21 protein-coding genes and 2 pseudogenes are annotated in these 26612 nt (G+C 60.5%); 4 read left to right on the top strand and 19 right to left on the bottom strand.

Annotation, left to right across the window (positions count from 1 at the left end; all coding sequences use genetic code 11):
* Positions 1–4: 4 nt before the first annotated feature.
* Positions 5–274: a hypothetical protein gene (locus OMP38_RS08210; RefSeq protein ID WP_277564640.1), complete on the top strand. Its 270-nt coding sequence runs from the start codon at positions 5–7 to the stop codon at positions 272–274.
* A 1055-nt stretch (positions 275–1329) separates the two neighbouring features.
* Here the strand turns inward: OMP38_RS08210 and OMP38_RS08215 are convergent.
* Both OMP38_RS08215 and OMP38_RS35675 read right to left on the bottom strand, forming a co-directional pair.
* Complete coding sequence (locus OMP38_RS08215; RefSeq protein ID WP_277564641.1) at positions 1330–2136, bottom strand: LacI family DNA-binding transcriptional regulator; 807 nt, start codon at positions 2134–2136, stop codon at positions 1330–1332.
* 79 nt (positions 2137–2215) lie between these two features.
* Positions 2216–2329, bottom strand: a pseudogene (locus OMP38_RS35675) (LacI family DNA-binding transcriptional regulator); the annotation flags it as partial.
* Between the two features lie 277 nt (positions 2330–2606).
* Between OMP38_RS35675 and OMP38_RS08220 the strand changes: the two are divergent.
* Positions 2607–4598: a hypothetical protein gene (locus OMP38_RS08220; RefSeq protein ID WP_277564642.1), complete on the top strand. Its 1992-nt coding sequence runs from the start codon at positions 2607–2609 to the stop codon at positions 4596–4598.
* 88 nt (positions 4599–4686) lie between these two features.
* Here OMP38_RS08220 and OMP38_RS08225 read toward each other — a convergent pair whose 3' ends face one another.
* Positions 4687–5181: a DinB family protein gene (locus OMP38_RS08225; RefSeq protein ID WP_277564643.1), complete on the bottom strand. Its 495-nt coding sequence runs from the start codon at positions 5179–5181 to the stop codon at positions 4687–4689.
* A 209-nt stretch (positions 5182–5390) separates the two neighbouring features.
* On the opposite strand from OMP38_RS08225, the gene OMP38_RS08230 reads away from it, so the two are divergent.
* Positions 5391–6293, top strand: coding sequence for a LysR family transcriptional regulator (locus OMP38_RS08230; RefSeq protein WP_277564644.1), 903 nt, complete (start codon positions 5391–5393; stop codon positions 6291–6293).
* 97 nt (positions 6294–6390) lie between these two features.
* Here the strand turns inward: OMP38_RS08230 and OMP38_RS08235 are convergent, their stop codons facing one another.
* The 15 genes and pseudogenes from OMP38_RS08235 to OMP38_RS08305 all read right to left on the bottom strand — a co-directional run bounded on the left by OMP38_RS08235 (position 6391) and on the right by OMP38_RS08305 (position 24299).
* Positions 6391–8064, bottom strand: a complete 1674-nt coding sequence (locus OMP38_RS08235) for a ribulokinase (protein ID WP_277564645.1) — start codon at positions 8062–8064, stop codon at positions 6391–6393.
* A gap of 67 nt (positions 8065–8131) precedes the next feature.
* Positions 8132–8833, bottom strand: coding sequence for an L-ribulose-5-phosphate 4-epimerase (araD, locus tag OMP38_RS08240; RefSeq protein ID WP_277564646.1), 702 nt, complete (start codon positions 8831–8833; stop codon positions 8132–8134).
* 188 nt (positions 8834–9021) lie between these two features.
* Positions 9022–10539: a glycoside hydrolase family protein gene (locus OMP38_RS08245; protein WP_277564647.1), complete on the bottom strand. Its 1518-nt coding sequence runs from the start codon at positions 10537–10539 to the stop codon at positions 9022–9024.
* A gap of 192 nt (positions 10540–10731) precedes the next feature.
* On the bottom strand, positions 10732–11340 hold the full coding sequence (locus tag OMP38_RS08250) for a hypothetical protein (protein WP_277564648.1): 609 nt from the start codon (positions 11338–11340) through the stop codon (positions 10732–10734).
* Positions 11327–12910 (bottom strand): FG-GAP repeat domain-containing protein, encoded by a 1584-nt coding sequence (locus OMP38_RS08255; RefSeq protein WP_277564649.1) that lies wholly within the window; start codon positions 12908–12910, stop codon positions 11327–11329. Before OMP38_RS08255 ends, OMP38_RS08250 begins: the two co-directional genes overlap by 14 nt.
* 283 nt (positions 12911–13193) lie before the next feature.
* Positions 13194–15029: an extracellular solute-binding protein gene (locus OMP38_RS08260; protein WP_277564650.1), complete on the bottom strand. Its 1836-nt coding sequence runs from the start codon at positions 15027–15029 to the stop codon at positions 13194–13196.
* 67 nt (positions 15030–15096) lie between these two features.
* On the bottom strand, positions 15097–15636 hold the full coding sequence (locus tag OMP38_RS08265) for a carbohydrate ABC transporter permease (protein ID WP_277564651.1): 540 nt from the start codon (positions 15634–15636) through the stop codon (positions 15097–15099).
* 359 nt (positions 15637–15995) lie between these two features.
* Positions 15996–16901, bottom strand: a complete 906-nt coding sequence (locus OMP38_RS08270) for an ABC transporter permease (protein WP_277564652.1) — start codon at positions 16899–16901, stop codon at positions 15996–15998.
* Positions 16902–17018: 117 nt separating this feature from the next.
* Positions 17019–18806: a sensor histidine kinase gene (locus OMP38_RS08275; RefSeq protein WP_277564653.1), complete on the bottom strand. Its 1788-nt coding sequence runs from the start codon at positions 18804–18806 to the stop codon at positions 17019–17021.
* Positions 18803–20125: a helix-turn-helix domain-containing protein gene (locus tag OMP38_RS08280; protein WP_277564654.1), complete on the bottom strand. Its 1323-nt coding sequence runs from the start codon at positions 20123–20125 to the stop codon at positions 18803–18805. The genes OMP38_RS08275 and OMP38_RS08280 overlap by 4 nt, the downstream gene beginning before the upstream one ends.
* 88 nt (positions 20126–20213) lie before the next feature.
* A pseudogene (locus tag OMP38_RS35680) lies at positions 20214–20279 on the bottom strand (hypothetical protein); the annotation flags it as partial.
* Positions 20280–20513: 234 nt separating this feature from the next.
* Positions 20514–21614, bottom strand: coding sequence for a hypothetical protein (locus tag OMP38_RS08290; RefSeq protein ID WP_277564656.1), 1101 nt, complete (start codon positions 21612–21614; stop codon positions 20514–20516).
* A 125-nt stretch (positions 21615–21739) separates the two neighbouring features.
* Positions 21740–22840 carry a GntR family transcriptional regulator gene (locus OMP38_RS08295; RefSeq protein WP_277564657.1) on the bottom strand — a complete coding sequence of 367 codons (1101 nt, stop codon included), beginning with the start codon at positions 22838–22840 and terminating at the stop codon, positions 21740–21742.
* A 96-nt stretch (positions 22841–22936) separates the two neighbouring features.
* Complete coding sequence (locus OMP38_RS08300; protein WP_277564658.1) at positions 22937–23671, bottom strand: HAD family hydrolase; 735 nt, start codon at positions 23669–23671, stop codon at positions 22937–22939.
* 70 nt (positions 23672–23741) lie between these two features.
* Entirely contained in the window at positions 23742–24299 is a 558-nt protein-coding gene (locus OMP38_RS08305) for a chromate transporter (RefSeq protein WP_277564659.1), read from the bottom strand.
* A gap of 346 nt (positions 24300–24645) precedes the next feature.
* Here OMP38_RS08305 and map point away from each other — a divergent pair, with 346 nt between their 5' ends.
* A complete protein-coding gene (map, locus tag OMP38_RS08310) occupies positions 24646–25398 on the top strand; it encodes a type I methionyl aminopeptidase (RefSeq protein ID WP_277564660.1) in 753 nt (250 codons plus the stop codon).
* On the opposite strand, the gene OMP38_RS08315 is transcribed toward map, so the two are convergent.
* Positions 25355–26323, bottom strand: a complete 969-nt coding sequence (locus tag OMP38_RS08315) for a VOC family protein (protein WP_338130437.1) — start codon at positions 26321–26323, stop codon at positions 25355–25357. The two genes, map and OMP38_RS08315, sit on opposite strands and share 44 nt — an antisense overlap.
* Positions 26324–26612: the final 289 nt, after the last annotated feature.

A 26612-nucleotide genomic window follows, 5' to 3' on the forward strand; every position in this document is an offset into this window, starting at 1 on the left:
CGGCTTGCCCGCACCGATTTTACCTTCGGCATGGATCGTTTTTGTCGTCAGCTTGACGGTCTCCCCTCTCGCGGCATCCGAGAGATCGTTGACCTCCGCCAGCGCCGGTCCGCCGTCATTGATCCGCAGCATGACATTCGCGTCGACGTCCGCGTCGGCGCTTACCGTCGCCTCCACCTCGCCGTATACGACATCGCCGACGGCCGGACCTTTGTCGTCGTTCGTCACCGGGATGCCCTGCCAGACGGCGCTGCCCGGCTCCATGGCGAGATAATGCTCCGTTTTCGTGTCGCCGGCGCTATCCCAAGTACCCGCGAGCGGAGATTCAAAGTTTGCGTTCGGCATGTCGTAGACAATAGACTTCTCGGCCGCCGATGCGCGGGAATGGTCCCATGCTCCCGACGGTAATGCCAATGCGGCCGCGATTGCGATGGCTAACGTGCCGGATGTCCATTTGCGCAGCACAAGATACCCTCCTTCGTTTGTTTGCATGGCTAGGCAAGACATGAATCCGCTTACAGACAGGAACGGAAAACGAAATCAGATGCGTGGAGCAGTGTACAACGCAAGTCATCCCTATAACTTACTGTAAGTCTTACATATCAACTTACATTTTGATTATAGATTCATTATCTTTCCGCTGTCAACCGATCTGTTCGCTTGGAAAAAGCCGAGAACGCCCATTAACCTGACGATTAGCGCGTAAAGGCCGCGCAGCCCGCGGACGATGTTTCCTTATTCCGCTCGCACTCACAGGTCCGCGATTCTCCAGATGTCGTTCGTACGGCCTCCGATTGTCCGGATATCGCTCCAAAACCGCAAAAGTCGCCAAATTAAACGCCCTTTACAAACTAACTATTTAATCTCGCGCAAACAGACACAGTTGGCGCTAATCCGGTACCGTCCGATTAACTTGCCTTTCGCTGCTGTCCTCCGCGATCGCGTCTTCGTTTGCTGTGCCTGCTGCTTTCGAACCCGCTCCAACCGAAATTCGACGTGCAGGTGCATCGGCCGGCCTTGAGGGAACGGTGCTGATCCGCGCGCCTTTTATCTGTGTGCGGTTGGCGGGCGGGAAGTGGCGGGTGGTAGTTGGCCGATTTGTCTTTGTGCGGTGTGTGGCTGGGCGGTGGATAGTTGCCCGATCACAGGAGGTTTGCAAGCAGATTGGAGGCTGGGCTAGAAAACGGCGGGCGGCGACGAACAGTTGCTAGAAGGCAGTTATTTTTCCGCGAGACTGCGAGTTGTCATCCGATAGTTGCTGAAAATAGCCGGACCTCGCGGCCCGGCTGCTCGTGCTTCAGTGATTCGGTTTTCCGGAGAGCACGCCGCCTAATCACGCGCTTCACGCTCCAGTATCCGGGTGGAGGCCCGGACGACGAGCTGCACGTCGTACACTTCGTCAAGCGGCTCCGTCGCATGCACGGCGCCCTGCATGCGGTCGATCAGATAGCGGGCCGCGGCCATGCTCATCTGCTTTACGGGCTGCCGGATGGTCGTCAGCGGAGGGAACAGGTCGGCGCTGCCCGGCACGTCGTCTGCGCCGACGATCGAGAGCGCTTCGGGAATCCGCACGCCTTTGATGCGAAAATGTCTGTAGAGCGTCGGCACGAAATGATCGTTCGCCACGAACAGCGCCGTCGTAGACGGGTAGCGGGACAGGTAGTGATCGATCTGCGCGCAACGGTCCGCGTCTTCGAGATCCCGCACGCGAATCAGATGCTCTTCGCCGAAGTCCCGCAGCCCGCAATCTGCCGCCGCCTCTCTTGCTCCAGCGAGCCGTTCGTAATGATCCGTCGACGTGAACTCGTCGACGATCGCGATATGGGCATGTCCCATGGCGGCCAAATGCTGGATGGCGGCATAGCCGCCCTTGCGATGGTCGGCTCGAATGCTGGGCACCTTGGCCGATTGCAGCCGGTTGAATACGAGTACGGCCGGCACCGCCGATGCCAGCTCGGCAAAATGCTCCTCCGTATAGGGAACGGTCGTAAAGATCGCGCCCCCGATCCCTTTCTCCGCAAAGTAGGCCTGGAGATCTTCCTTTTTCTTCGGCACATCCTCCAGCGCGCACAGCTTCACGCTCATCCGCTCGGCGAACGCAACCTCGCCGATGCCGGAAATGATGCTGCTCTCCACGGGAAGCGACCGCGTCGACGTAAAAAAAGGCCAGCTCCTTGGGCCGCTGCACGGAGGCGCCGAGCTTGGGCGAGAAATTATGCCGGTCCATAATCTGGAGCACGCGATCGCGCGTCTTGACGTTGACGGCCTCCGGCTTATTCATCACGCGGGATACGGTGGCGATAGAAACCCCCCGCTTCTTTGGCGATATCGTAAATGTTCATCGATTCGTAACTCCCGTTTTTGTTTCAGTATAGCACCGATCATGAAAGTCTTACAAATTCATTCACAAAAAAAAGATTTAGACTTGCATGGTCAGGGATTTAACAAAGAGAGCTTGACGTTTTCGAGCCGCAAACTTTAAGATATAATCGAAAATAAAATGAAACACTTACAGAAAGAAATTATAAGGCGTGATATGTTCACCAGGAGGTTTCCAACGCCTGCCTATCCACAATTGAGAGCGCAATCAAAGGAGGATTCCGATTATGAAGCATTCGAACAAGGCGCTCGCCGTCACCATGGCAGGTTCGCTGCTCGCAGGCTATGCCCCTTCCGCTCACGCGGCCACCAAAACCGTCGACTTCGCCAACTTTCCCGTCAACTTCGCGCACCTTAACTGGCAAACGGTGACTTCGCACACGGCCACTACCGGCTTTACCTATACGCTCGGTAACGGCAACGGCCAACGAACCAATCAACACGGCGTGTCCTGGCCGGATAGCGCCTATTACGACACGGTGCTCGGCAGCGGCGGTTACGCGGCCGTCAATAGCTGGCCCATGGAATCCCTCGTCCTCTATGCGACGGAGAAAAACGGCAACTGGCTGGCGAACGGCTGGAATTACACGCAGGATATGGCGGAAGGCGCCAGCGCCGTCGACGATTCTGCCCGGGCGGCTATCGCGCTTGCAGACGATTACTTGCTGAACGGCAACCTGACGTCCTATCAAAGCGCGCGGGATCTGCTCACGTTTACGGCCTATATGACGACTTTAAGCGGCAAGGTATACAATTTCGCCTGGCTGGACGCGCCCGCGCTGTTCGGCTGGGACCCGGTGCAGCAGGGCGTCGACAAGCACTTTATGTACCGGTCGGAGTTCGTCAAGCGCACGCAGTATCCGTCCGCGCTGCCGAACGGCGACTGGATGGATGCCGCCTCGGACCCTTCTCACATTTTGAAGAACGACTCAAACCAACCTGTCGCCGCCCCGCCCTTTATCTCGCATCCGAAATACTCGATTTACATGGACGACCTGCGAGATCCGACAGGCGCCGATATCGCCCCCGTCTACGACGGTCCGCTCTATACGACCGCATCGGGCGGCGTCACCGGCTACAAGACCGGCATCAAGAAGACCTGGACCACCAGCACGCACGAGATCGGGCTCGACGACGCGCGTAATTTGTGGGCGATGGTCAAAGGGCTGCACATGCTGCAAAAGCTCAAATACACGAACGGTTCGCTGACCGCCGACCAGCTCTATTTCGCCAAATTCCTCGAAAATCATATCCAGCGCATGATGAATAACGTGCTCGCTTACAACTTGACGGGCTTCGACTCGAAGATGGCCAGCACTCTGCTCATCGCATTCACCGATTATTACAGGCTGCTGTACGGCACGACGGATTACGGCACTTATACCCCCGTCCTTCCGGCCAACGGCAACACGACCGCGACCAATGACGACCGTCCGTCACAGAGTACTCTTTACGCGCAGATCGACGTGCTTCTGAACAGCATCACCGCCAAGCAGCTTCACACGACCGATTGGAGAAACGGTATCTTCGTCGACGACGCGACCGCCGGCAATTGGTACGCTTGGGGCGAACTTCAAATCTACGCCCTCTCCAATGTGTACGCGATGAAGCGCTCGATCGGCCAAACGCCGGCGCAACTGAACGGCTTGCTGGATATCATTACTTATTCGGCGGACAACTTCTACGGCCTCGAAGCTTATCACTATATCGACGGCGTCAACAACTTCAGCCGCACCAAGGAGCGGATCACGCAGATCAACGGCTGGAACGCGCAGTTCCATACCAATTCCGCGCAGTTCGCCTACCAGAACTCCTCGCTCGTCGTCGGGCTCAAGGCGCTTGCCGAAGCTTATTACCTCTCGGGGCGGGCGGATGCGGCGGCCAAGCGCACGCAATACCTCGAATATGCGAAACGAGTGGCGACCTGGTTCATCGGCAATAACAACGCGCTTGCGGAAATGTATGACGGGGCTCCCGGCACGGGGACGTATAAAGGCCAGGGGGGCCGTGTTCGACGGCATCACCGTCAACGGCGGCGTGCCGACGGTCAACCGCGGAGCCGGCGGCGAATCGTCCGCGGAAGGCCTCTGGGCGATGATCCATATCAAAAAAGGCCATCTCGCAGTATGGCCTCTCTTCAAGCTTCTCGTTCGATTATTAAACGGCGCGTCGACATCGCGATTCTCGCTCGCGCAATAAAGGCCTGCCGCACAAAATAAGAAGATCGCCCTCACCCAACCAGAAAGGCTTAGGGGAAGGCGATCTTTTTCGAGCGGCTGCCAACTATTCTTCACCGCCCTTTGGACTTCATGAAGCGGATACGCCGCCCGCCGATCGGACGCTTGCCGCCTTGGCCAGACTCCCGCAAGTCGCCAGGTGCATCGATTCATGCATCAGGCCGAAGTTGAACAGCTCGCCGGCGAGGCGGAACGTCAGCGGTCCGAACTGCAATGGCGACGGCAGCGGCTCGTTCAGCCTTTCCGGAGCGATCTCGTCGAAGGAGGCAAGCTGGCGCGCCATCAGATCGAGGAGCTCCTCCTTGTCCGGCGGCGCCGCGGTCCAATCCGCGGGCTTCGTGCCGGAGTTAAAGAAGGCGGCATAAGCGGACGGAATAGCCGACTCGGCGGAAAAGCAGAGCGACCGGTACGCGTCCATCCAGTAGACGAGATGGCCGACGTTCCAGCGAATCGTGTTGTTGAAGCCTACGGGACGAACGTCGAACAGCGATTCGGGAATGGCTTCTACCGCATCCATGGACAACCGGCGAACGGTCTTGGCGGAATCGATGATAATCTGGGACATGGATCATACCTCCTCGGCGAATGAGCGGGATCTGAATCTGACCCTAGTTTAAGTCCGGTCGCACGCGTCATCAATGCAGCCGTCCTTATCGAATCGTTAAGCGAAACTTAACGATCTGGCGTTGACATCCGCGAAGCGCGCAGTTCAAAATAAAATGACGGACTGCGAGATCGGTTCCATAAGTTTGCGATCGGAAGGCGGGAACGGGGATGGAGCTGAAGCAGCTTCAATATTTTATGGCGGTCTGCGAGGAGCTGCACTTCTCGCGGGCAGCCGAGCGGATGGGCGTGAGCGCGCCGAATATCAGCCAGCAAATTCGGGCGTTGGAAGAGGAGCTCGGCATGCTGCTGTTCGACCGCGTCGGCAGAAAAATCGCGCTCACCGACGCCGGCGCGATTCTGCGGGAGCATGGCACGGCCGTCCTGAGGCATCTGCGACAGGCGGGCGACGCCATCGCCGACTTGAAGCACAAGCAAGGCGGGGCGATCTCCATCGGCGTTTTGCCCGGAGACGCGGACCTGCTGTTCAACGCGCTGCTGCTCGATTTCCACCGTGCCTACCCTCAAGTCTCGGTATCGCTGCTGGAAACGATGAAAGTGACGGAGCAGGTGCTCGACCGCAGCATCGATATCGGCGTGACGATCGGTCCCGTCGCCGACGAGCGCCTGACGGCGATCCCCTTGTTCCGCGAGGAATTCGCGCTGGCCGTGGACAGCCAGCATCCTCTGGCGAGCGAGAGCGCCGTGCCGCTCGCCAAGCTGGCTTCGCTCAAGCTCGTTCTGTTCCCGGGCGATCATCAATGCCGCAGGCTCCTGGAGCAATCCTGCATGGAGCAGGGTTTCCGCGTGAAGCCGCATCTGGAAACGACCACGCTGACCTCCCTGCTGCACATGGTCGAACAGGGCTTCGGCGCATGCGTCCTTCCGCGATTGCTTTTGGAAAATTTGGATCGAGACGGCATACGAACCTTGCGCCTAATCCAACCCACGCCGAGTCAGGACATCTGCCTCGTCTACCGCAGCGACAGGTACGTCGGGTATGCCATGCGGACCTTTATCAAGACGCTTCGAAATTATATCGAGGCCGCGATCCGGCACGCGAAAATCTCTTAACGCTCAATCCGGAGCATGGCCGCGACGCCTTAAACGCAAAGAACCGTATTCGCGCGTCCCACGTGGAGCCGCGAATACGGTTTTTTGCCGACCTTCCTTACTTCGACGCCTCTTCCTTCAGCGCCTTCAGGCGCTTCATGACGTCGTTCGCCCCGCGACCGAAGTAGTCGTGCAGCGTCCGGTACTCCGCGTACAGCCGCTCGTATACCGCCACGTTCTCGGGGATCGGCTTAAACGTCTCCTCGCGCACGCGCGCCATCGCCTTCGCCGCGTCGACGACGCTGTCGTAGCCGCCCTTCGCCGCGCCGGCCGCCACCGCGCCGAACATCGCAGCCCCGACCGCCGGCGTCTGCTTCGAGTCCGCCACCTTGATCTCCCGGTTCGTCACATCCGCGTAGATCTGCATGAGCAGCGCGTTTTTCTGCGGCAGTCCGCCGCACGCGTACACTTCGTGAACCGGCACGCCGTTATTATGGAACGCGTCGATAATCGTCCGCGTCCCGAACGCCGTCGCTTCGAGCAGCGTGCGATACATTTCCTCCGGCTTCGTCAGCAGCGTGTAGCCGACGACGACGCCTGTCAGGTTCGTGTCCACGAGCACCGAGCGGTTGCCGTTCCACCAGTCGAGCGCCACGAGGCCCGTCTCGCCCGGCTTGTACTGCGCCGCGCGCTCCGTCAGCCACTGATGCACGCCGACTCCTTCTTTTTCCGCCGCTTCCTTCACGTACGCCGGTACCGCTTCCTCGACGAACCATTCGAAGATGTCGCCGACCGCCGACTGCCCGGCTTCGTAGCCCATGTAGCCTTCGATGATGCCGTCCTCGACGACGCCGCACATGCCTTCGACTTCGACTTCTTCCTTGCCGAGCAGCATGTGGCAGATCGACGTGCCCATCGCCATGACCAGCTTGCCTTCGTCCACGACGCCGACCGCCGGCACCGCCGCATGCGCGTCTACGTTGCCGACCGCGATCGCCGTGCCCGCGACCAAGCCCGTCAATGTAGCCATTTCCGCCGTCAATTCGCCGGCCTTCGTGCCGAGCGGCTTGATGTCGCCGCGCAGCTTCGTTGACGTCAGATCTTCAAGCCGCGGATCGAGCGCTTTGAAGAAGTCCCGGCTCGGGTAGCCCTCTTGCTTATGCCAGATCGACTTGTAGCCGGCCGTGCAGCTGTTGCGCACGAACGCGCCCGTCAGCTGCGAGATGACCCAGTCGGTCGCTTCCGTGAACAGGTCGGTCGCCTCGTACACTTCAGGCGCTTCGTTCAGGATCTGCCACACCTTGGCGATCATCCACTCCGACGAGATCTTGCCGCCGTAGCGCGGCAGAAACTTCTCGCCCCGCTCCGCCGCAATGGCGTTCAAGCGGTCCGCCTCGTCCTGCGCGGCATGATGCTTCCACAGCTTGACCCAGCCGTGCGGATTGTCCCGCCACTCGTCCTTGAAGCACAGCGGCGTGCCGCTCGCGTCGACGAGCAGCATCGTGCAGGCCGTGAAGTCGATGCCGAGGCCGATGACGTCCTCCGCAGCGACGCCGGACGCCGCGAGCACGGCCGGCACCGAGCGGCGCAGCACCTCCAGGTAATCGTCCGGATGCTGCAGCGCCCAGTCATGGCCGAGCTTGATGCCGGAGACCGGCAGCTGCTCGTCGATGACGCCGTGCGGGTATGGCGTGACGTGGTCCGCGATCTCGTGGCCGTTCGACAGGTCGACGAGCACCGCGCGGCCCGATTGCGTGCCGTAGTCGACGCCGATGGCGTATTTTGCGCTCATGATATTGCCTCCTCGTAGGATGGATGATTGAATGAATGCGCAGAAGTCTTCTTTTTTTACGTAACGCTTAATGCGCGTCGCCTGGCTGACCGTAGTATGCGTTCGCGCCGTGCTTGCGCAAATAATGCTTGTCGAGCAGCTCCTGCTGCATGGACGGAATACCCGCGTTCAGCTGCCGTGTATGGTACGCCATCTTCGCGACCTCCTCCAGCACGACTGCATTGTGCAGCGCGTTCATGGCGTTCTTGCCCCAGGCGAACGGCGCATGGCTGTATACCAGCACGCCCGGCACCTGCTGCGGGTCGATCCCGCGGAACGCCTCGACGATGACGTTGCCCGTCTCGTGCTCGTAAGCGCCTTCGATCTCCGCCGGCGTCATCGCCCGCGTGCACGGGATCGTCCCGTAAAAGTAGTCCGCCTGCGTCGTACCGAGCGCCGGAATGCCCTGGCCGGCCTGCGACCAGATCGTCGCCCACGGCGAGTGCGTATGCACGATGCCGCCAATGCCGGGAAACGAGCGGTACAGCACGAGATGCGTCGGCGTATCCGAAGACGGACGCAGATCGCCTTCGACGACGTTGCCTTCCAGATCGAGCACGACCATCTGCTCCGGCCGAAGCTCTTCGTAAGGCACGCCGCTCGGCTTGATGACCATCAGGCCGGATTCGCGGTCGAAGCCGCTGACATTGCCCCAGGTGAACGTGACGAGTCCGTACTTCGGCAGCTCGGCGTTCGCCTGGCATACTTCCGCTTTTAATTGCTCCAGCATGTGCGCACATCCTTTATTTAAAAATGGCTGTAGACAAATCGTTATTTCGCGCTTTCGCGAGTCGTCGCGGACAGATGTCCACACAATTGCATGCCTGACGTCGCTTACATTATATACTTGTACGTACATGTTGTCGAGAAAAAACCCTCGGAGACAATCCCCCCGAGGGTCCAAACCATGCTTCTGCCTCAACCACGCGTGCCTTGCGCGTCCAGCTCGAACAGCACCCTGCGCCGATCTTCCATCGCGTCGGATTCGCTCATGCCGGTCAAGTCGGTCAACGGGGCGAATACGGTGCCGTCCGTCTCGGACTCATAAACGGCGGGGCCGATCGGGCGGAGCGCCGCCAGCCGCGCCTGCGCGCCGCCCCCCGCTGCCCCGAGCACCAGCACGCCGTGCCGGATGACTTGTCCCTGGCCGGCATGCCGAGAGTTGCGTACGGTTTCGGCCCGCAGCGGCACGGGAAATCGAAATTCAATCGTATCGCCGGCCAGCCATACGCGCGTCAGCTCGGCGAAGCCGTCCGCGATCGCATACGCAAACGGCGTGCCGTTAAGCAGCAGCTCCGCTTCCCGTTCCCCGCACCAGGAGGGCACGTACAGCCGAAGCCGTACGGCCTCCGCTCCCCGGGCCTCGCTAACGCGCAGGCGCACGTTCCCCTCGAACGGATAAGCCGTCTTTTGCTCGAGGGCGAGCCGCCCGCCGCCCGCCCAGTCCGCCGAGAACGCGCTGTCGTTGTAAAACGGGAGCGTGACCGTGCAATCTTCCGCCACGTACAGAGACAGCACGGCCTGCGCCAGGCCGTCGCCGCCCCGCATCGAACAGCACCAGTACGCTTCGAACAAATCCCGGCGCGGCGACAGATACGCGTCCTTCGCCCCTGCGCAGCAGTCGCAGCCGAACCCGCCGTTCGGACGCTGGCCGTAGCTCAGCCCGTTATAAAGAATCGAATGCGCATCCTCGAGATAACGCATCTCTCCCGTATGCGCCCACAGCGCCTTGGCCAACAGGAACGAATCGACGACCGCGCACGGCTCCGTCCATTCCGGACGTCGGAACCAGTTGTAGTTGGCGTAATTTTCCGTCATCCCCTCCCGGACGTACAGCGCGTAGATGCGACTCGCCAGGCGCAGCAACTCGGGATCTCCCGTCGATTCGTAGTGCCGTACGATGCCTCTGGCCGCAGATAACGTCGCATGGGTCTGGAACGACAGCCCGGTCCAATCGATCGTGCGGAATACCGCGATCATCTCGTCGATCAGGGCGCGCAGCTCCGGCCATCGGAGCACCCGGTAAGCGTGGGTCGCGCCGTCCAGCAAAATGAAGGCGCAGCCGACATCCGTAGACGGATACCAGTTGCCGATCCGCTCGCCGGTCGGTTCGCCGATCGCTTCTCCCTCCAGGTCGCGATCGGCGCGTTCGACGGGGTACGTTCGGTAATATCCCGTTGCAGGCAGCAGCAGCTCCCGGACGACCTTCCGGAGATGACGCAGCGCCCGCTCGTCTTGATTTCCTTCGTAGATCTCGCACATCGCCCGCAAAAACCAGCTATGTCCGGACAACTGCTGCTCGTCCAGCTCGCCCGCGGGATACAGGTCGCCGAAGTAGCCCCTGTCGTTCAAATGACCGTCGACGGCGTCCAGCATCGCTTCCAAATAAAGCGGAGCCCGGCCGGTAGCCCGCTCCAGCGCCGCTAAACCGAGCATGATTCGGCCTTCCCAATCCGCAGGCCAGCTGTATGCCTTTTTTGAAGATCGTATCCGGCCGGTACTCCGTTTGCTCCAGCCTGTCGTAACTCAATGCGGATCGCGCGCCCAAATAGCCGGCGGCCTTGATCGATACATCGATCGTCGCTTCCTTGCTCGTCATTTTCGAACGTCCTTCCTTATCGGCCAGCCTTAATAAGCGACTGTCGGGTCCCAGATCGTCGTATCGTAGCTGTTGGTGCCGTTCTTGTTCACGATAAAATAGAGAACGTCCCCTTTGACGACGTTTACCGTGAAGCTGTGCGCGACGCCAGCCGTGGTCGTTACCGTCTGCGGCCCCCACACCGTTGTGCCGTTTTTCTTGACGGCGGCGACGATGCCGTCGCCGCCGGCCGCTTCAAGCCGCACCGTACCGCTCACCGTGACGGTGCCCGCATACGGGGCGGTCCAGGCGCGCACCGCGTCGTACGTATCCGGATGCTGCCTGTCGGCCACGATCAGGCTGTACGGCTGCGTCCCCTGCCATCTGCCCGCCGCCGAATTCCAGGTCATGTCGCTGTATGCGCTGCCGTCCCACTGCTTGTAGGACCAGCCGTACCAGCCCTGCCCCTTGGAAAACAGCGAGGACGCTTGATAGCTCGGCGTATTCAGCAGCCCGATATACTTCTTCGTCATATTCCAATACATAGCATTGTCGATTTGCCCGCTCTTGTCGTACCACTTCTCGGAAGAAGACGACAGACTGCCGGTATCCGCATCCGCGACCGCCGTCTCTTCGCCGTACTCGTTAAAGGAATTCAAGATAACGATCTGCGGCTTCGGCGTTTTTTTGAAGCACCTTCTCCCAGCCCGACAGCGCATAATAGTCGCCGTTCGCGCGGGATACCGGCGTCGCTCCCTTGTTGTTGTTCCAGCCCGGCATGACCACCATGACCTCGTCGTCGTCGATCGTGCCGTTTCGCACTTCCCAGCCGTACGTGCCCGCCGTGCTCGGGCTATGCGCCCAGCGGACGGTGAAGCGATCCGTGTTCGTTTTCGAGCCGGTCCAGCTCTCCCATGCGGCGCGGTCGGCAGGCGTACAATAAATGACGAGCAGCGGCTTGCCGTTCAAATAAAAGGCGTTGGACGGACCGCCCATTGAAGTATCGTTAAATTGCGACCAAATCTCGCCTGCCTCCCATTCGATATGGGCCGGATCGTGCGACCATTGGACGCCGCCGATCGCATTGGCGTACTTGATCGTCCGGTGGCCTCCCGCGGCATTCCAGGCCGCGATGCGGCCGGCCACCTTGACCGAACGGTTAAAGATGTAGCCGTCGTCCACATAGATATTGTTGGTCTGGTCGAGCAGCAGGAAGTCGACCTTGGCGTCCGCGAGCGTAGCCAGATGCTCGTCGATGACCGCCGTCGTGCCGCTGTCGTATTGCTGGTAAGCGCCGAGCGTAAGCGGTTTGTAATGGATGTTCCAGGCCGACCACGTATCCTGCTCGTTCGCCTTGGTCGCGTGATAGGGCTGGACTTTCCACGTACCGGTCGAAGCTTCGAAAGCGACGGAAGCCTTGAAGCCGTCCGGGTCGCCGTTGACGTTGCCCTGCATGACCGCGGTCGCGCCGCTGCCGAAGCCGGTGTTCATCACAAAGTCGTAGCCGTCGAGCGCGCCCGCGTATTTGCTGTACAAGCGCGCGTACCAATCGCCGGGCAGCGCATCGCCGTTCACGTCGCCGTTGAATACGACGAACGGGTCCGCATACCCGTCGGCATTGCTGTCGCCGACGAGCTGATGCAAAGAGCCGGCGCCGTGCCCAGCCGTCCATAGCGATGATGGGCCGAAGGATGCGCCCCCGGACAGCGCCCGGTACCAGTTGCCGGCGGTGCCGTCAAAAGCGATCGCGTCCGCTTTGCCGTCGCCGTTCGCGTCGCCGAGGAACTGCCGGCTCGTGCCGGCGCCGAAGCTCGAAGCCCATACGGCCGGCGTCCCGAACGCGCTGCCGGTCGAGAGCGCCGCCGACCATTCGCCGGTGCCGCTCCGATAAGCGACGGCGTCGGCCTTGCCGTCGCCGTTCACGTCGCCGGCGAGCTGCGTCGTCGAGCCGGCGCCGTGTCCCGACACCCATAGCGAATAGCCGCCGAAGCCTGCGCCGTTCGACAGTGCCGCGTACCAGTTCCCGCTCGACCCGAAAAACACGAGGGCATCCTGTTTGCCGTCCCCGTTCACGTCGGCGAGCAGTTGGCTGCTCGAGCCGGCGCCGTGTCCCGTCGTCCACGTCGAAGGCGTATTGAAGCCGTTGCCGTTCGAGACCGCGACCTGCCAGCTGCCGTCGCCGTTGAATACGACGGCGTCGTCTTTGCCGTCGCCGCTGACGTCGCCCACGAACCGGTTCGCGCTCGAGCTGCCGAAGCCGGTGATCCACGTCGCGTTCGGCGTCGTCTTTTTTGGCGTACCAGGTGCTGTACCACGCGCCTACGGACGGCGCGGAAGCGCTTGCATATCCGACCGGCGCCACGATTCCCGCTGCAGCCAACATCGAAGCAGCGCCCAGTGCCGCGACAAATTTTCCTTTCATCCCTAACACCGCCTTTATAAAGTAGCGGGAAGCGTCCGTGCCGAAAACGAACGCTCCCCGCCCCCATTTCAGATCAAGGCTTATCAAATTTTATTGAAGCGCCGCTCTCCCTCCGCCAGCTACTCGGATTTGCCCATCGCCCGCTCGAACAAGGGCTTCATCTCCGCGATCGCCGCCTCGTAGCCGCCCTTCTCCTCGAACGTCTTCTTGAGCTCCTCCCACTTCTTGTCGAACTCCGCTTCGCTCTTCGTGGACAGCAGCTTCGCCGTATCCGTCGTGCGGAACGTATTCCAGTAGTAATTGGCCAGCGTGTTCGCCTTTTCGCCGCTCGGCGACAGCACGGTGCCGTCCTTGTTCAGCTTGACGGTGGAGACGAACGCCCACATGTCGTTCCATGCGTCGAATTTGGCCGGATAGCTGTGCTCGAACGTCTTGTTGTTGTAGAACGGCGCCGGCGCCGTCAGGAACGCCTTGCTCGTATAGGTGGACACGGTATTGTTTTTGTCGTAAATGCCGTAATACTCCGCGTTTTTGCCGTCCGCGGTCTTTTTTGCCGTCGCGAATCGCTTCGTACAGCGCCTGGTCCTTGAACACCTTGACGCCGTCCATTAATTCGTACAAGCCGGCGCTTTCCGGCCCCCAGACGGACAGATCCATCGCTTCCTCGGTTTGGAACCAGTCGAAGTACTTCAGCAGGCGCGGGATGTCCTTCACGTTTTTGTTGATCATGATGTTGTAAAAACCTGCGGGGTATGAGGGATCCACGTAAGAGGGATGGCCCGTGTCGATCTCGTACTGCGATTTGGGCCATGGGATCGGGCGAAGCTCCGCTTCGGGATCGAGCTGCTTCAGGCTCGTGCGGGCGCCGTTCGTATCCGGCACGCTGAACATGGCGGCCACGCGCCCGGAAGCGATCTTCTGCTGAAGCTGCTCCGGCTTCTGCAGCAGGTAATCCTTGTCCAGCACGCCGTCCTTGAACCATTGACGGAGCTTGGCATAATAGGTCTTCATGTTCGGATTGTCGATGTAGCCGGTCACCTCACCCGTCTCCGGATCGGCGTGGTAGCCGCCCGTAGGCGCATAAAGGGAGCTGATGTGGTAGGCGCCCCAATCGGGGATCGACAGCGGGATGACCGGCTTACCGTCGACCTTCAGATCCAGCTTCTGAATGTCATAGAGCAGCTTCTCGAAGTCCTCCGGCGTCTCGATCGGCGGATCGAGCTGCAGATCGGCGTCAGTCAGCTGCCGCGGATTTTGATCCAGCTCGGCTTGAATGTCCTTGACTGTCTTGAACTTATAGCCGAGCTTCTTCAGAATGTCTTCGCGAAGCATGAAGGCCCAGTTCACCGGATCGCGGTGGAAAATATCGGCTTGCATGGCTGCGGCGACTTCGGGATTGTCCGCATCCGGCATGGCGCTGGTCGGCAGGGCGACCAGCTTGCCGTCGACCTTCAGCGAATTCCAGCCGGTATCCGACACATACTTGTCGGTATTGACCATGAGACTTTGATATTCGCTCAGATCGGCGAACGCGCCGGTCGAGTACAGCAGCGACAGGTTCGGATTGTCCACGAGGACGACGTCGGGCAGATTGTTGGCGGCGACCAGCATGTTCACCCGCTCGACGGGGCTTTGTCCTGCCGAGAATACGATGTCCGACACTTTGACGTTGAATTTCTGCTCGACGACCGGCGTGACGACATCGTTCGGATTGTTGTACCCGAACAGCGCAGTCGGGTGCACCGTGTCAAGGAATGTGTAGGAAAAGGGCGCTTCAGCGGAAGCTTGGGCGGATGCGGCTCCCGAGGCGGACGAACTGCCCGAAGCAGGGTTCGCGTTGTTGTTGCCGCCGTCGGAGCAGCCGGCCAATGCGGTTAAAACCAGCGCAGCCGCGAGCGCAAGCGATAGTGCTTTTTTATCTGCCATGTGTGTGACCCTCCAGTGATTGATCTGATCTATATTAACGCGCGGCCTGCCGTGCGCTAATAACACGTTAGCCTTTGACCGCCCCGATCATCATGCCTTTGACGAAGTAGCGCTGCATGAACGGGTAGATGCATAGAATCGGAAGCGTGGATACCATAAGCGTCGTCATCTTGATCGCTTCGGAAGTGACCTGCGTCTTGCTCTGCGACATTCGCATGATCTGCTCGACCGTCGTCGCCTGCGATTCCAGAATGATCTTGTACAGCAGCGTCTGGATCGGCAGCAGATCCTGTTTCGTCACGAACAGCAGCGCGTCGAACCAGGCGTTCCATTGGGCGACCCCGGCGAATATCGATAGCGTGGCCAGCAGCGGCAGGCTCGACGGCAGCACGATCCGGAAGAAGACGACCGCGTCGCCTGCCCCGTCGATGCGCGCCGACTCCTCGAGCGAAGGCGGGATCTGGTCGAAGAACACCTTGGCGAGCAGCATGTTGAAGGCGCTGAACAGCATCGGCAAGATGTACACGAGGAAATGGTTGGACAGCCCCAGCTTCACGATGATGACGTAGAAGGGGAGCAGGCCGCCGCTGACGAACATCGGAATCATAAAAAAACACGATGATGGGCTTGCGCCAAAGCAGCTGGTTTTTGGTGATGGCGTAAGCGACCATGCAGACGACGAGCACATGCAGCGCCGTGCCGACAACCGTGCGGGCCGCGGAAATAAAAAACGCGTTCATGATGCCTGCATTTCCGAGCACCGCTTTGTAATTGTCCAGCGTCGGCTTGACGGGCGCGAACGTAATCGTCGTCGCCCCGGCGGCGACGCCGTCGCTGACCGAATAGAAGAGCACGTACAGAAACGGATAAACCATGACGGCGGACAGCAAAACGAGCAGGGAAACGTTCAGGATGGAGAAGAGCCGTTCCCCGCCGGTCGCTCGGATGTTCAACGTCTTCTCCTCCTTACAGCAGCTTGGTGCCGTTCATTTTGTCGCTGAACTTGAAGCCCGCGAATACGAGGATCGAGGCGATGACCGATTGGGCCAGCCCGATCGCGGTCGCGTAGGAAAACTTGATCATCTGGACGCCGTTGCGGTACACGAACGTGTCGATGACGTCCGCCTTTTCCTGCACGAAGCCGTTCATGAGGTTGAACACCGCTTCGAAGTTCACGGATACGAGCGAGCCGAGCGACAAGACGAACATGAGCGCGATCGTCGGCACGATCGACGGCAGCGTGATGTAGATCATGCGCTGGAACCGGCTCGCCCCGTCCACCATGCCCGCATTGTGAAGCTCCGGATCGATGCCGGAGATCGCCGCCAGATAGATGATCGAATTCCAGCCGATGCTCTTCCACACGGACGCCAGCACGAGGATGAACCAGAAGTACCCCGGCGACTGCATGAAGCTGACGGGCGCGAAGCCCAGCTTGACCAGCGCCAGATTGACGATGCCGCTCTCGGTGTCGAGCAGCCGGTAGACGAGACTGGCGATGAATACCCAGGTGATAAAATGAGGCAGGTACGTCACGGACTGCACGACCTTGCGGAACCTGGACGAGGCGACGGCATCGATCATCAGCGCCAGCGCGACCGGCGCGGGAAATCCGATCAGCAAGGTAAGGCCGCTGATCGCCAGCGTGTTGCGCAGCGCCGCATAGAAGTCGGGGTCCGTCAGGAACGCCCTGAATTGATCCAGGCCGACGAATTCGCCGCGCAGAAATCCGTCCGATACCCGGTAATCCTGGAACGCCATCACAAGACCCGCCATGGGCGCGTACGAAAAGACGAGCACGGCTGCCGCGCCCGGCAGCAAAAACATAAACAGGACACGCTGCCTCCACAGCGTCAAACCGATTGATTTCACAGTTGTCTCCCTCCGTCGGTATGTCGTTCTGTGTCTGTGATGTCATTGTAGCCCGACCATGAAAGCGAATACAGAACACAAAACACCGATTGGGAGGTGCAGATGAACGACAAGCGTCTAGCTGTCTTCGCCCCCGCCGGCGGCAGGCAGCGTGACGATTACGGACGTCCCGCTCTCTCCGCTTTGCACGCTTACGCCGTAGCCTTCGCCATAGACGAGCGCGATCCGCTTTTTCACGTTGGACAATCCGTAACCCGGCTTCAGCCGGCCAAGCGCCTCGTTGCGGTTGATCTTCGCCGCGATATCCGCATCGATGCCGATCCCGTTGTCGGAGACGACAAATACGACTTTGCCGTCCGCCGCGCGGTACCCTTCGATTCGCAGCAGCCCCTGCCGCTTCGACGGCCGGATGCCGTGCACGACGGCGTTCTCGACGATCGGCTGCAGCAGCAAATGAAGCGCGGGGACGTCCAGCAGCTCGGGCGCGACGTCGATCTCGACCGCGAACGACATGTTATAGGTGAACTGCAAAATTTGCGTATATTCCCGGATCATCTCCAGCTCCTGGCCGAACGTCGTCTCGCCGCCGCCTTTGTTCAAAAAGCGCTTGAAAAAGCGAATCAGGCTTTCCGTCACGCGCTGAATATCCGCCGTCCCGGCCTGCTTCGCCCGCCATTGAATCGTCGCCAGCGTGTTGTAGAGCAAGTGCGGATTGATCTGCAGTTGCAGCAGGTCGATCTGAAGCGTCGTCTTCTGCCGCTCCAGCCGGACCCGCTCCTCCGTCATGCCGTTCAGCGAGGTGATCAGCCGGTTAAAGGCACCGTCGAGCTGGCCGATCTCATCCTTGCCCGCGATGACGGAGAGCGGCTCCAGTCCGTGCTCCTTCACGCGATTCATCTTGTTCGTAATCTTGATCAGCCTGCGCGTCGTCAGATGGGAAATGAACACCGTCGCGCCCAGACAGAGCAGCACGCTGACGATCAGGATCGTCGCAGTCGCAAGCGCGATGCCCCGCAGCGAGCCGGTCACGACATGATAGGGCACGACCGAGGTGAACTGCCAGCCCGTGATGCGGGATGCCGTAGCGGCGACCATATAGTCGCCGTCCGGCAGCCGGATTCGTCCTACCTCGCTGCCCGTCTCCCGCATGCGATGCAGAACCGCTTCAATCTCCGCTGCGGGCAGCTCCGGGCGGCTGCCGCTGATGCTGTTGCCGTCCGCATCGAACAGCAGCAGCGCCGCCTCCGAATTTTCGTTGTTTTCCTCCAGCAGCTTTTTCAGCTTGACCTCGGGGATCATGATGGTCAGAATGCCAAGCTCCTCGAGCGTCCGGAACGACTTCAGCGTGTGGCTGACCGATATATAGCGCTCACCGTTCTCCTCGTACAGTCCCCGCCATATCATCTGGCTCGATTCGGCGCGAAGCGCTTGAACCCAGGGTTCGCGGTCGACGGCGGTCAGATCGCGGATGATGCCCGTCTCCCTCGGCAGCGACGGATTGTCGGAATAAATAATGACGTTGATCAGCTCGTTGCCCTCGGTGAAGATCTTCGTCGACGAATAGGTCATGTCCAGCAGCACGGGCTCAAGCACGCTGTAGATCCGGTTGCGATAGGCGTCGTACAGCGACGAGAAATCGTCGTACCTGGACGCCAGCGTCTCCTGAAAGCTGGAATTGGCGAAAATGATCTCCGTCTTTCGCTGATACGAATCGAGATTGTAATCGACAAGGGCTGCCGTCTGCTTCAAGTTTTGCAGGAGCAGCATCGTCTCCGCCCGTTCGATCCGGCTCTTCGCGATGCGGTAGTTCATCCATCCGCCGAGCAGCACGACGACCGCGATCAGCAGCGTAAAGGTCAGGACAAGCTTGCGCTTCAGCGTCAAATCTCGAAACCACGCCTTCATAGGCTTCCCGGCCCCCGCGTCTTTTCCCGGTATTCCTTGGGGGTCAGCCCGGTGATTTGTTTGAACACGCTGCGAAAATACGTTTCCTGCCCGTAGCCGACCATGCGGGAGATCTCGTACATTTTGGCGGCCGTCTCCCGGAGCAGCTTCTGTGCCGCCTTGATGCGCACATGCGTCAAGTGTTCCAGGATCGTCTGTCCCGTCTCCTGCTTGAATACGAAGTTCAAATAGTTCGGGCTGTAATGAAGGCTGTCGGATATCGCTTTGACCGTCAGCGGCTCGTCGTAGCGAGCTTCCATCAGCCGCTTGGCTTCCCGCACGACGGCGCCGGACTTGTGCTCGCACTGCGCCTCCATCCAGCGGGCAGACGCATCCAGGAAGGCGATCAGCCATTGCCGGATATCCGCGATCGTCTCCAGCTTCAGCAGCCGCTCCCACTGGAGCTCGGGCGCTGCGCCGCTGTGCGCCAAGTCCAGATTGCGTTCGCTAAGCAGCAGTTGGACGCAGGAGACGATGCCGAGACATTGCCCGCGAACGGCATGCGCGCCGCGCAGGCCGCCATCGGCGAGCAATCTGTCGGCGAACCGCTCAGCCTCTCCGCTTAGCAGGACCCGGTTCACCTCGTCCAACATCCCCTGGGACAGGCGGCCGCTGCGCTCGGCCGCCTCGCCGCCAGGCTCTACCTCGTCCGCGCTGATCAGCTGTCCATGCCCGAGCCGGAACTTGTGCGACAGCGCCTGCGCGGCCTGCCGGTAGCCCTCCGCCAGCCGATCAAGTCCGCTTATCGGGCTTCCGATGCCGATCGTCAGGCTGAATCCCGCATCCGAGGCCTCCTGCCAGATCCGCTCCGCCGCGGCGAACGCCCGATCCGACGCAGCGGCGGCATCCGCTTCCTCCTGGCTGCCGAACAGACAGACGCCCCAGCGCAAGTCCTCCGCCTTGCAGATCAGGCAGTCCGGACGATCCGCCAGCGCCCTTCTCACGATGTCCGATACGCGAAGCAGCAGCAGCTCCCGCTCCGCAACCGGCGCTTCGTCGAGGCGGGCGCCCGGATCGTCCAGTTCTACCGCCAGCACCGCATACGGACCGGCCGGCACGGACAAGGAAAAAAAGCGCAGCTGCGCCTCGATCTTCTCTTCGTCGCCGCCCAGTCCCGCGAACCAGCTGCGCACAAAGCGTTCCTCCAGCAAAGGCATGCTGGCCTGCAAGGCTTGCTCCAGCCGGACGCGCTCGCCGACCTCGCAAAGGCGGCGCTTCTTGTCGTCGACGATGCGCTGCAAGGCGCTTACCAGTTCCTCGTCGACAATCGGCTTCAACACAAATGAAAACGCATTCAAATCGATCGCTTTTTTTGGCGTATTCGAACTTCTCGTAATAGGTGAAAAAAATAAGATCGACCTCGGGATGGCGGCGGCGCAGCTCCTCGGCGAACTCGATGCCGTTCATGAACGGCATCTCGATGTCCGTCAGCACGAAGTCCGGCGCTTCCCGTTCGATGAAGGCAAGCGCCTCCCGTCCGTCGCAGGCTTCCCCCCGCAACCTCAAGCTCGAGGTCCGACGCCGAGATCAATTCCTTCACCGTCTCCCGCTCGACGAAGAAGTCGTCGACGATAAGCAGCTTAAACGTCATCCTGTATCAACTCCCAATCCTGGTCGTTTAAAAAAGCCGCCCGGTCGCGAAGGACCGAGCCGGCTTGATTTTTTATGCTATGGAAGCGTCACCTGGCATTGATAGACATCCATGCCGTTGTTCTCCGCGAGCAGGCGGAACGACCGTCCCGTGTCCTGGATCCGGCCGATCGTATCCGTATTGCAGACGGTAAAATAGGGCCTTGAGAGATCCTCCCTGGAGATATCCAGCATTACGGGCTCGCTCCAGAAGAGAAGATCCGGACTGAACGATACCTGGCAAGCGCCCAGTCCTCGAACCCAATTTTCGCGGCGATAGCTCGTCATCATGTAGCCGCCCAGATGGCTGTTGAAGGAAATGAACGGAACGTTGCCCTGCGCAATGACCGCGGACTCTTTCCCCCCGTTGCCCGGCTCCGAGAAAGCGCCGCCGTACAGCTTGCGCCAGGTGCCCTGCCTGCCTTTGCCGGAGATCGGCGCCCTTGCCGCGTAAATGTGATCCTCGTGGCGATACGTCGCGCGCTCTACCGTAATCTGCGAATAAAAAATATAAAAATAACCGTCGCGCGTATTCGGATAAAAGCAAAAGTCTCCCGCGCCCAGCGAAAACCGCTCCCCGGGCTGGCCGCCTTCCATGCCGTCGGGCCGGTAAGCATCCGTCCAGCAAGGTTGCTCCGAAGTGATGATCCATTCGAGAAAATCCCACGTCCGCCCCTCGTCATCGGAAGCCATCAGCCCGATATGACGGAAATCCGGCTCTCCCTCGCCTTCGCCGTAAGCGTTGTAAGACGAATCTCCCGCTCCCCACGCCGTCTCGTTATGGACGAAGGCGTAAAATCGGCCGTCATCGGGATCGATCCACAGCCCGTAGGGCCAGATCAACCCGCGGGATCGCGGTCCGTCCGGATAAGGAATGCCGTGGAAAGCTTGGCCGGCGGCCCCCATATCAAAGTTGTAAGCGATTGCGCAAATCTTCGTCAGATCGTCGGCGCATGTGCCCCGCCACAACGTGATTTCTCCTAAATTGTTGTGACCGACCAATGCCCAAAGCGCGCCTTCCGCATCCCGGCACATGGCCAGCGTCCCGTCTTGATAAACGCCGTTAGCGTTCGTAAAGGGCGACAGTCTCATCTCCGAAACCGTCCAGCCCCGATCCGTCAACGTCCCCGTCTTGTTCACCTGCGCGCCTCCCTTTCCCGTGCTCTTTTCATTTTAGAAAAGCGCGGAACGGTCCGCCCAGCATGCAATGCAACGATCGGGGACTGAAAAAGAACGAAGGTTGAAAGGGCCGCAGCCGATCCGCGTTAACGGATCGCAGGCCCGGCAGCGGATTCGCGCACGATCAGCTGCGGCTTGTAGATGTGGCCGACGCCGCGGCCGGCCGCGGCCTTGTCCAGCATCGTCACCAGCGACTGCGCGGCGCGCTCGCCCAGCTCCGCCTTCGGGTGGGAGACCGTCGTCAGCTTCACCTCGGTCGCGGTCGCCAGGAACGAGTCGTCGAAGCTGACGATCGACAGGTCCTCGGGGACCCGGAGCCCCGCCTCGCGGATGACGTCCAGCAGCGACACGGCGAGCTGGTCGTTGTAGCAGACGATCGCCGTCGGCGGCTCCGGCCGCGCGAGCAGCTCGCGCAGCGCCTCCTGCGGCCTGTCGTCGCGGTTTTCCGTGCGGTAGCGCACGAGCAGGTCCGGCGGAACCGACATACGGCGCTCCCGATGCGCCTGAACGAACCCCTTCATCCGGTGCACGCCCTGCAGATCGTCCGTCTTGAACAGCCCGACGATCGCGCGGTGTCCGGCCGCGAGCAGATGCTCCGCCGCCAGGACGCCGCCCGCTTCGTCGTCCACCTTCACGCAGGGCCAGTCCAGATCCGGATACTGCTCGTTGATCATCAGCATCGGAATGCCGTGGTACTCCAGCGCCATGAACGTCTCGTAATTCGGGTTGCCCTCCGCGCTCTTCGTCGGCTCGACGATGAGTCCGCACACGCCCTGCGACAGCATCGTCTCCAGGCTCTCCCGTTCCTTCTCCTTGCTGCCTTCGGTGCTGGACAGCAGCAGCCGGTAGCCCTTCTCCTTCAGCGCGGCTTCGACGCCTCGCACGATGGAGGGGAAAATATAATCCGAGATATGCGTCGTGATCAAGCCGACCATCCGGCTGGCGCCCGGCCCTCTGCGATCTCCCTGAAGCTTGGCCACGAACGTGCCCTTGCCCTGCTCGCGGGACAGCCAGCCTTCGCTGACCAGCTCGCCGATCGACTGCCTGACCGTCTGGCGGCTTAAGCCGAACTGCTCGGCCAGCTCGTTCTCGGATGGCAGCTTGTCCCCGGGACGGTACTTGCCCGCCGCGATCCAGGAGGCGATCTCTTCCTTTAACCGCTGATACTTCGGGTATTGCGGATTCAAACCGTTCACCTCGCGCAAAACGTATAGCAGCTATTATAGCACAGCGGCGCACTTGTACGTACAATCAAAAGCAGCCGGCTGCCCGCGGTTAAACGGTTAGTCGTTCCAGCGCGCCACGAGCATTTCGAGCTTTTGCCCGTCCAGCGTCGGCACGACCAGATCCGCTTCGGAAAAGTCGAGCCCGGCCGTCATCGCGTTCGGCACGGCGATGCCGTACAATCCTGCAGCCTTCGCCGCTCTCAGCCCGTTCAGCGAATCCTCGATGGCGACCGCCTCGCCCGGCTCCACGCCAAGCGATCTGACGGCCAGCCGGTACAGCGCCGGATCTGGCTTTACCTTTTCCACGTCGTCCGCCGTGTGGATCGCGTCGAAATGTCTCCGAAGGTCGAGCCGTTCCAAATGCGGTTCGATCCATGCGCGGTAAGAGCTCGTAGCCAGGCCAACCGCGAGACCCAGCCGCTTCGCCTCCTCCAACGCGTCCAGAATGCCCGGCAGCAGCGGCACCTGGTGCACCATCCCGGCGTACAGCTCGCCGAACCGGGCGTCGAACCACGCGCGGTCGATCTCCTCTCCGGTGAATGCGGACAGCTCCGCGCAGGCGTCGAAGCCGTGCAGCGTGCCGATCGCGCCGGCCCACTTGTCCATCGGAAGCTCGTGCCCCCGCTCCCTGAAGATTCCGTTCATCGCCTCGTAAGTCACGGTTTCCGTATCCAGTATCGTCCCGTCAAAATCGAACACGACCGCCTTGATCATCGCTGTCTCCAACTCCCCCTTCTCGCTCCTAATCGTCCCGCAGGACATGCCCGCCAGCGACAAAACGCCCCGGCCCATGCCGGAGCGCTCTGCGCTTCCTATCGGAATGATAAGGCGGCTCGAACCGCAAGTCGCCTCGGTTTTCGTCTCAGCCCGCGTTTTCCCGCATGAACAGGGCCCCGATGACCAGCGCGCCGAGAATGCCCCACACTGCATTGATCTTGAGATACTGTACCATGATAAAGTAAGCCGCGGCAAGCGCGAACGGCAGAAAGACGACCGGTCCGCCGCTGCGCTGGAACGCGTACTTGGCGAAGTCGTAGGCCAGCATCGCGAGCATGACGAAGATGACCGGCTGCACGCCTTTGATCATCCCTTTTATATAGGGATTGCCCTGCAGCCTGTGCATCAGGCCGACGAGCAGCACCATGAGCAGGGCCGTCGGCAGCACGACCGCCGTCACGGCCATGAGCGCGCCCAGCCAGCCGGCGACCTTGAACCCGATATAAGCCGCCAGTTTGGTGGCGATCGGTCCGGGCAGCGCGTTGCCGAAGGCGATCGCCTTGCCGAATTCCTCGTTGCCCATCCATTGGTACCGGTTCACGACTTCGTTCTGATACAAGGGGATAATCGAAGGTCCTCCGCCATAGCCGAGCATCGTCGATCTCCCGAACGCGATAAACAAATCCACCAGTTGCTTGATCATGCCGTTCCTCCGTTCCCGCGCCCTGCGATTGCAGGTCGTTCGAATTGCTTTTCGCGAGTGCGCTCAGCTAGCTTCTATTGTAGTGGAAGGAACGATCGCGACGCTACGTCTCGTTCAATTCGTTGTACGCCAGGATGATTCGAGCCGCCCGGATTCGGAACGGGATACAACGATTCGCCGAACCCCTCGTTGAATGCTGCAAGCGAGGACGCACGGTCGCCTGCCCGAGACCGCGAGCCGCGCACGACTCCGTCCGTCCGCGCATACGCTGCCTCTACCGGGCGAATTGACGCCAAATCGCTAAAGGGTGTATCGTGACCGTAGAGTAGAGAGGAGCCGGTAAGCCATGTTGACGCTTAAATCTCCCCAGGAGATCGAGCATATCCGAGCGGCGGGAGCCGTGGTAGCCGCCTGTCACAAGGAGATCCGCAAGATGATCCGCCCAGGCGTGACGACGTGGCAGATCGAAGAGCTCGTCGAGGACGTTATGGCGAGCTACGGCGCAAGACCGTTCACGAAAACATACAAGGACTATAAATTCGCGACTTGCGCTTCGGTCAACGACGTTATCGCGCACGGCTTTCCCAATCATACGCCGCTTAAAAACGGGGATCTCGTCACGATCGACACGGTCGCGGAGCTGAACGGCTGGCTCGGCGATTCCGCATGGACCTATGCCGTGGGCGAGCTGTCGCCGACGGCGGAAAAGCTGATGCGCGTGACGAAGGAATGTCTGGATATCGGCATCCGGCATGCCGTCATCGGCAACCGGATCGGCGACGCGATGTATCCGCTGCACAAGCATGCGGCGGCAAACGGCTTCTCCTGCGTTCGCGAGCTTGCCGCGCACGGCATCGGCCGGGAGCTGCACGAGGAGCCCAGCTTCATTCATGTCGGCATACCCGGCAAAGGCTTCCGCTTCAAGGAAGGCATGGTCATCACGATCGAGCCGATGATCAACGAGGGGACCTGGCGAATGAAGATCGACGAGGACGGCTGGACCGCGCGCACGATGGACGGCAAGCTGTCCGCGCAGTTCGAGCATACGATCGCGATCACAAAGGACGGCCCCGTGATTTTGACTTCGCAGGACGACTGATATGGGCGCGACGAAAAAAGCCTTCGGCACCCGGAACGGTTGCCGAAGGCTTTAATAAGGTTTTTAGGCGCGAACCGTCAGCAGCACGCGATTCGACGAAGGATCGGCGACGAGGTAGCCGTCCTCGTACTGCTCCGACGGAATGCCTAGCTCGCCGAGCGCGGACAAAATGCGAGCGAGCTCCGCGGCGTCCGGCAGCCGGACCGTGAAGAAGATCAGCCCGGGCGCGTTCGCTGGCGGCGGCGGCGCGCCGACGCCCGCCCACGTATTCAGTTCCGACGTGGTGATGATAGCCGCCGGCGGACACGAACAGCGCCTGGCCCCCGTAGTTGGCGACGATATCGAAGCCGAGCGCGTCTACATAGAATCGCTTGGCTTCTTGCAAATCTCTGACGTGAAGATGCACATGCCCCATCACGGTGCCGGCCGGCAGTCCGGTCCACGGCTTGTCGCCGGCCAAAGCGAGCAGCCCCTCGATATCCACCGGGTCCGTCGCCATCGCGACCTCACCCGTCGGCGTGTAGGACCAGGTATCCCGCGGGCGGTCGGCGTATACCTCGATGCCGTTGTCGTTGGGATCGCTCAGATAGATCGCCTCGCTGACGAGGTGGTCGCCCTGCCCGATGGGGACGCGGCGCTGGAGGAAGTTGCGCACGGCAAGCCCCAGCGCTTCGCGCGTCGGCACGAGGATCGCGAAGTGGTAAAGGCCCGTGCGCCTGCGCGGCGCCGGAACCGCGCCCTCGGACAGCTGCTCGAGCTGCAGCAAGGCGGCAGGTCCTCCTACGCCCATGCGAGCCGTCGCGCCCTCGCGGGAGATGAGCTGGAGGCCGATGATCTCCTCATAAAACTTGATGGAACGATCAAGCTCCGAAACCTTCAAATAAACGGTGCCGAGATCGGTATCGGGATGGATGGAACGCGTCATAGGGACCGTCCTCTCTAATAAATTAATAAAGTAAATAACTTTTAGTAAGTTACACTTTATCCGATTCGACACCGACTGTCAAGCAATGCTAGCGTCTCCGCAACGTTTTAACGATATCCCCTTGAGTCAGGAAAGCTGGCGCATAGGTCTTCGCCACGTTTTAACAGTATCCCCTTCAATCAGGAACGCTGACGCACGAGTCCCGATACGTTCTAACTGTATCCCTTTAGGCCAGAAACGCTTCGCGCGTGTATCCCAGCGTTTAAGAGGATTCCGCAGATTCAGGAAC

It is taken from the genome of Cohnella ginsengisoli (assembly GCF_029525555.1).
Lineage (GTDB): Bacteria > Bacillota > Bacilli > Paenibacillales > Paenibacillaceae > Cohnella > Cohnella ginsengisoli.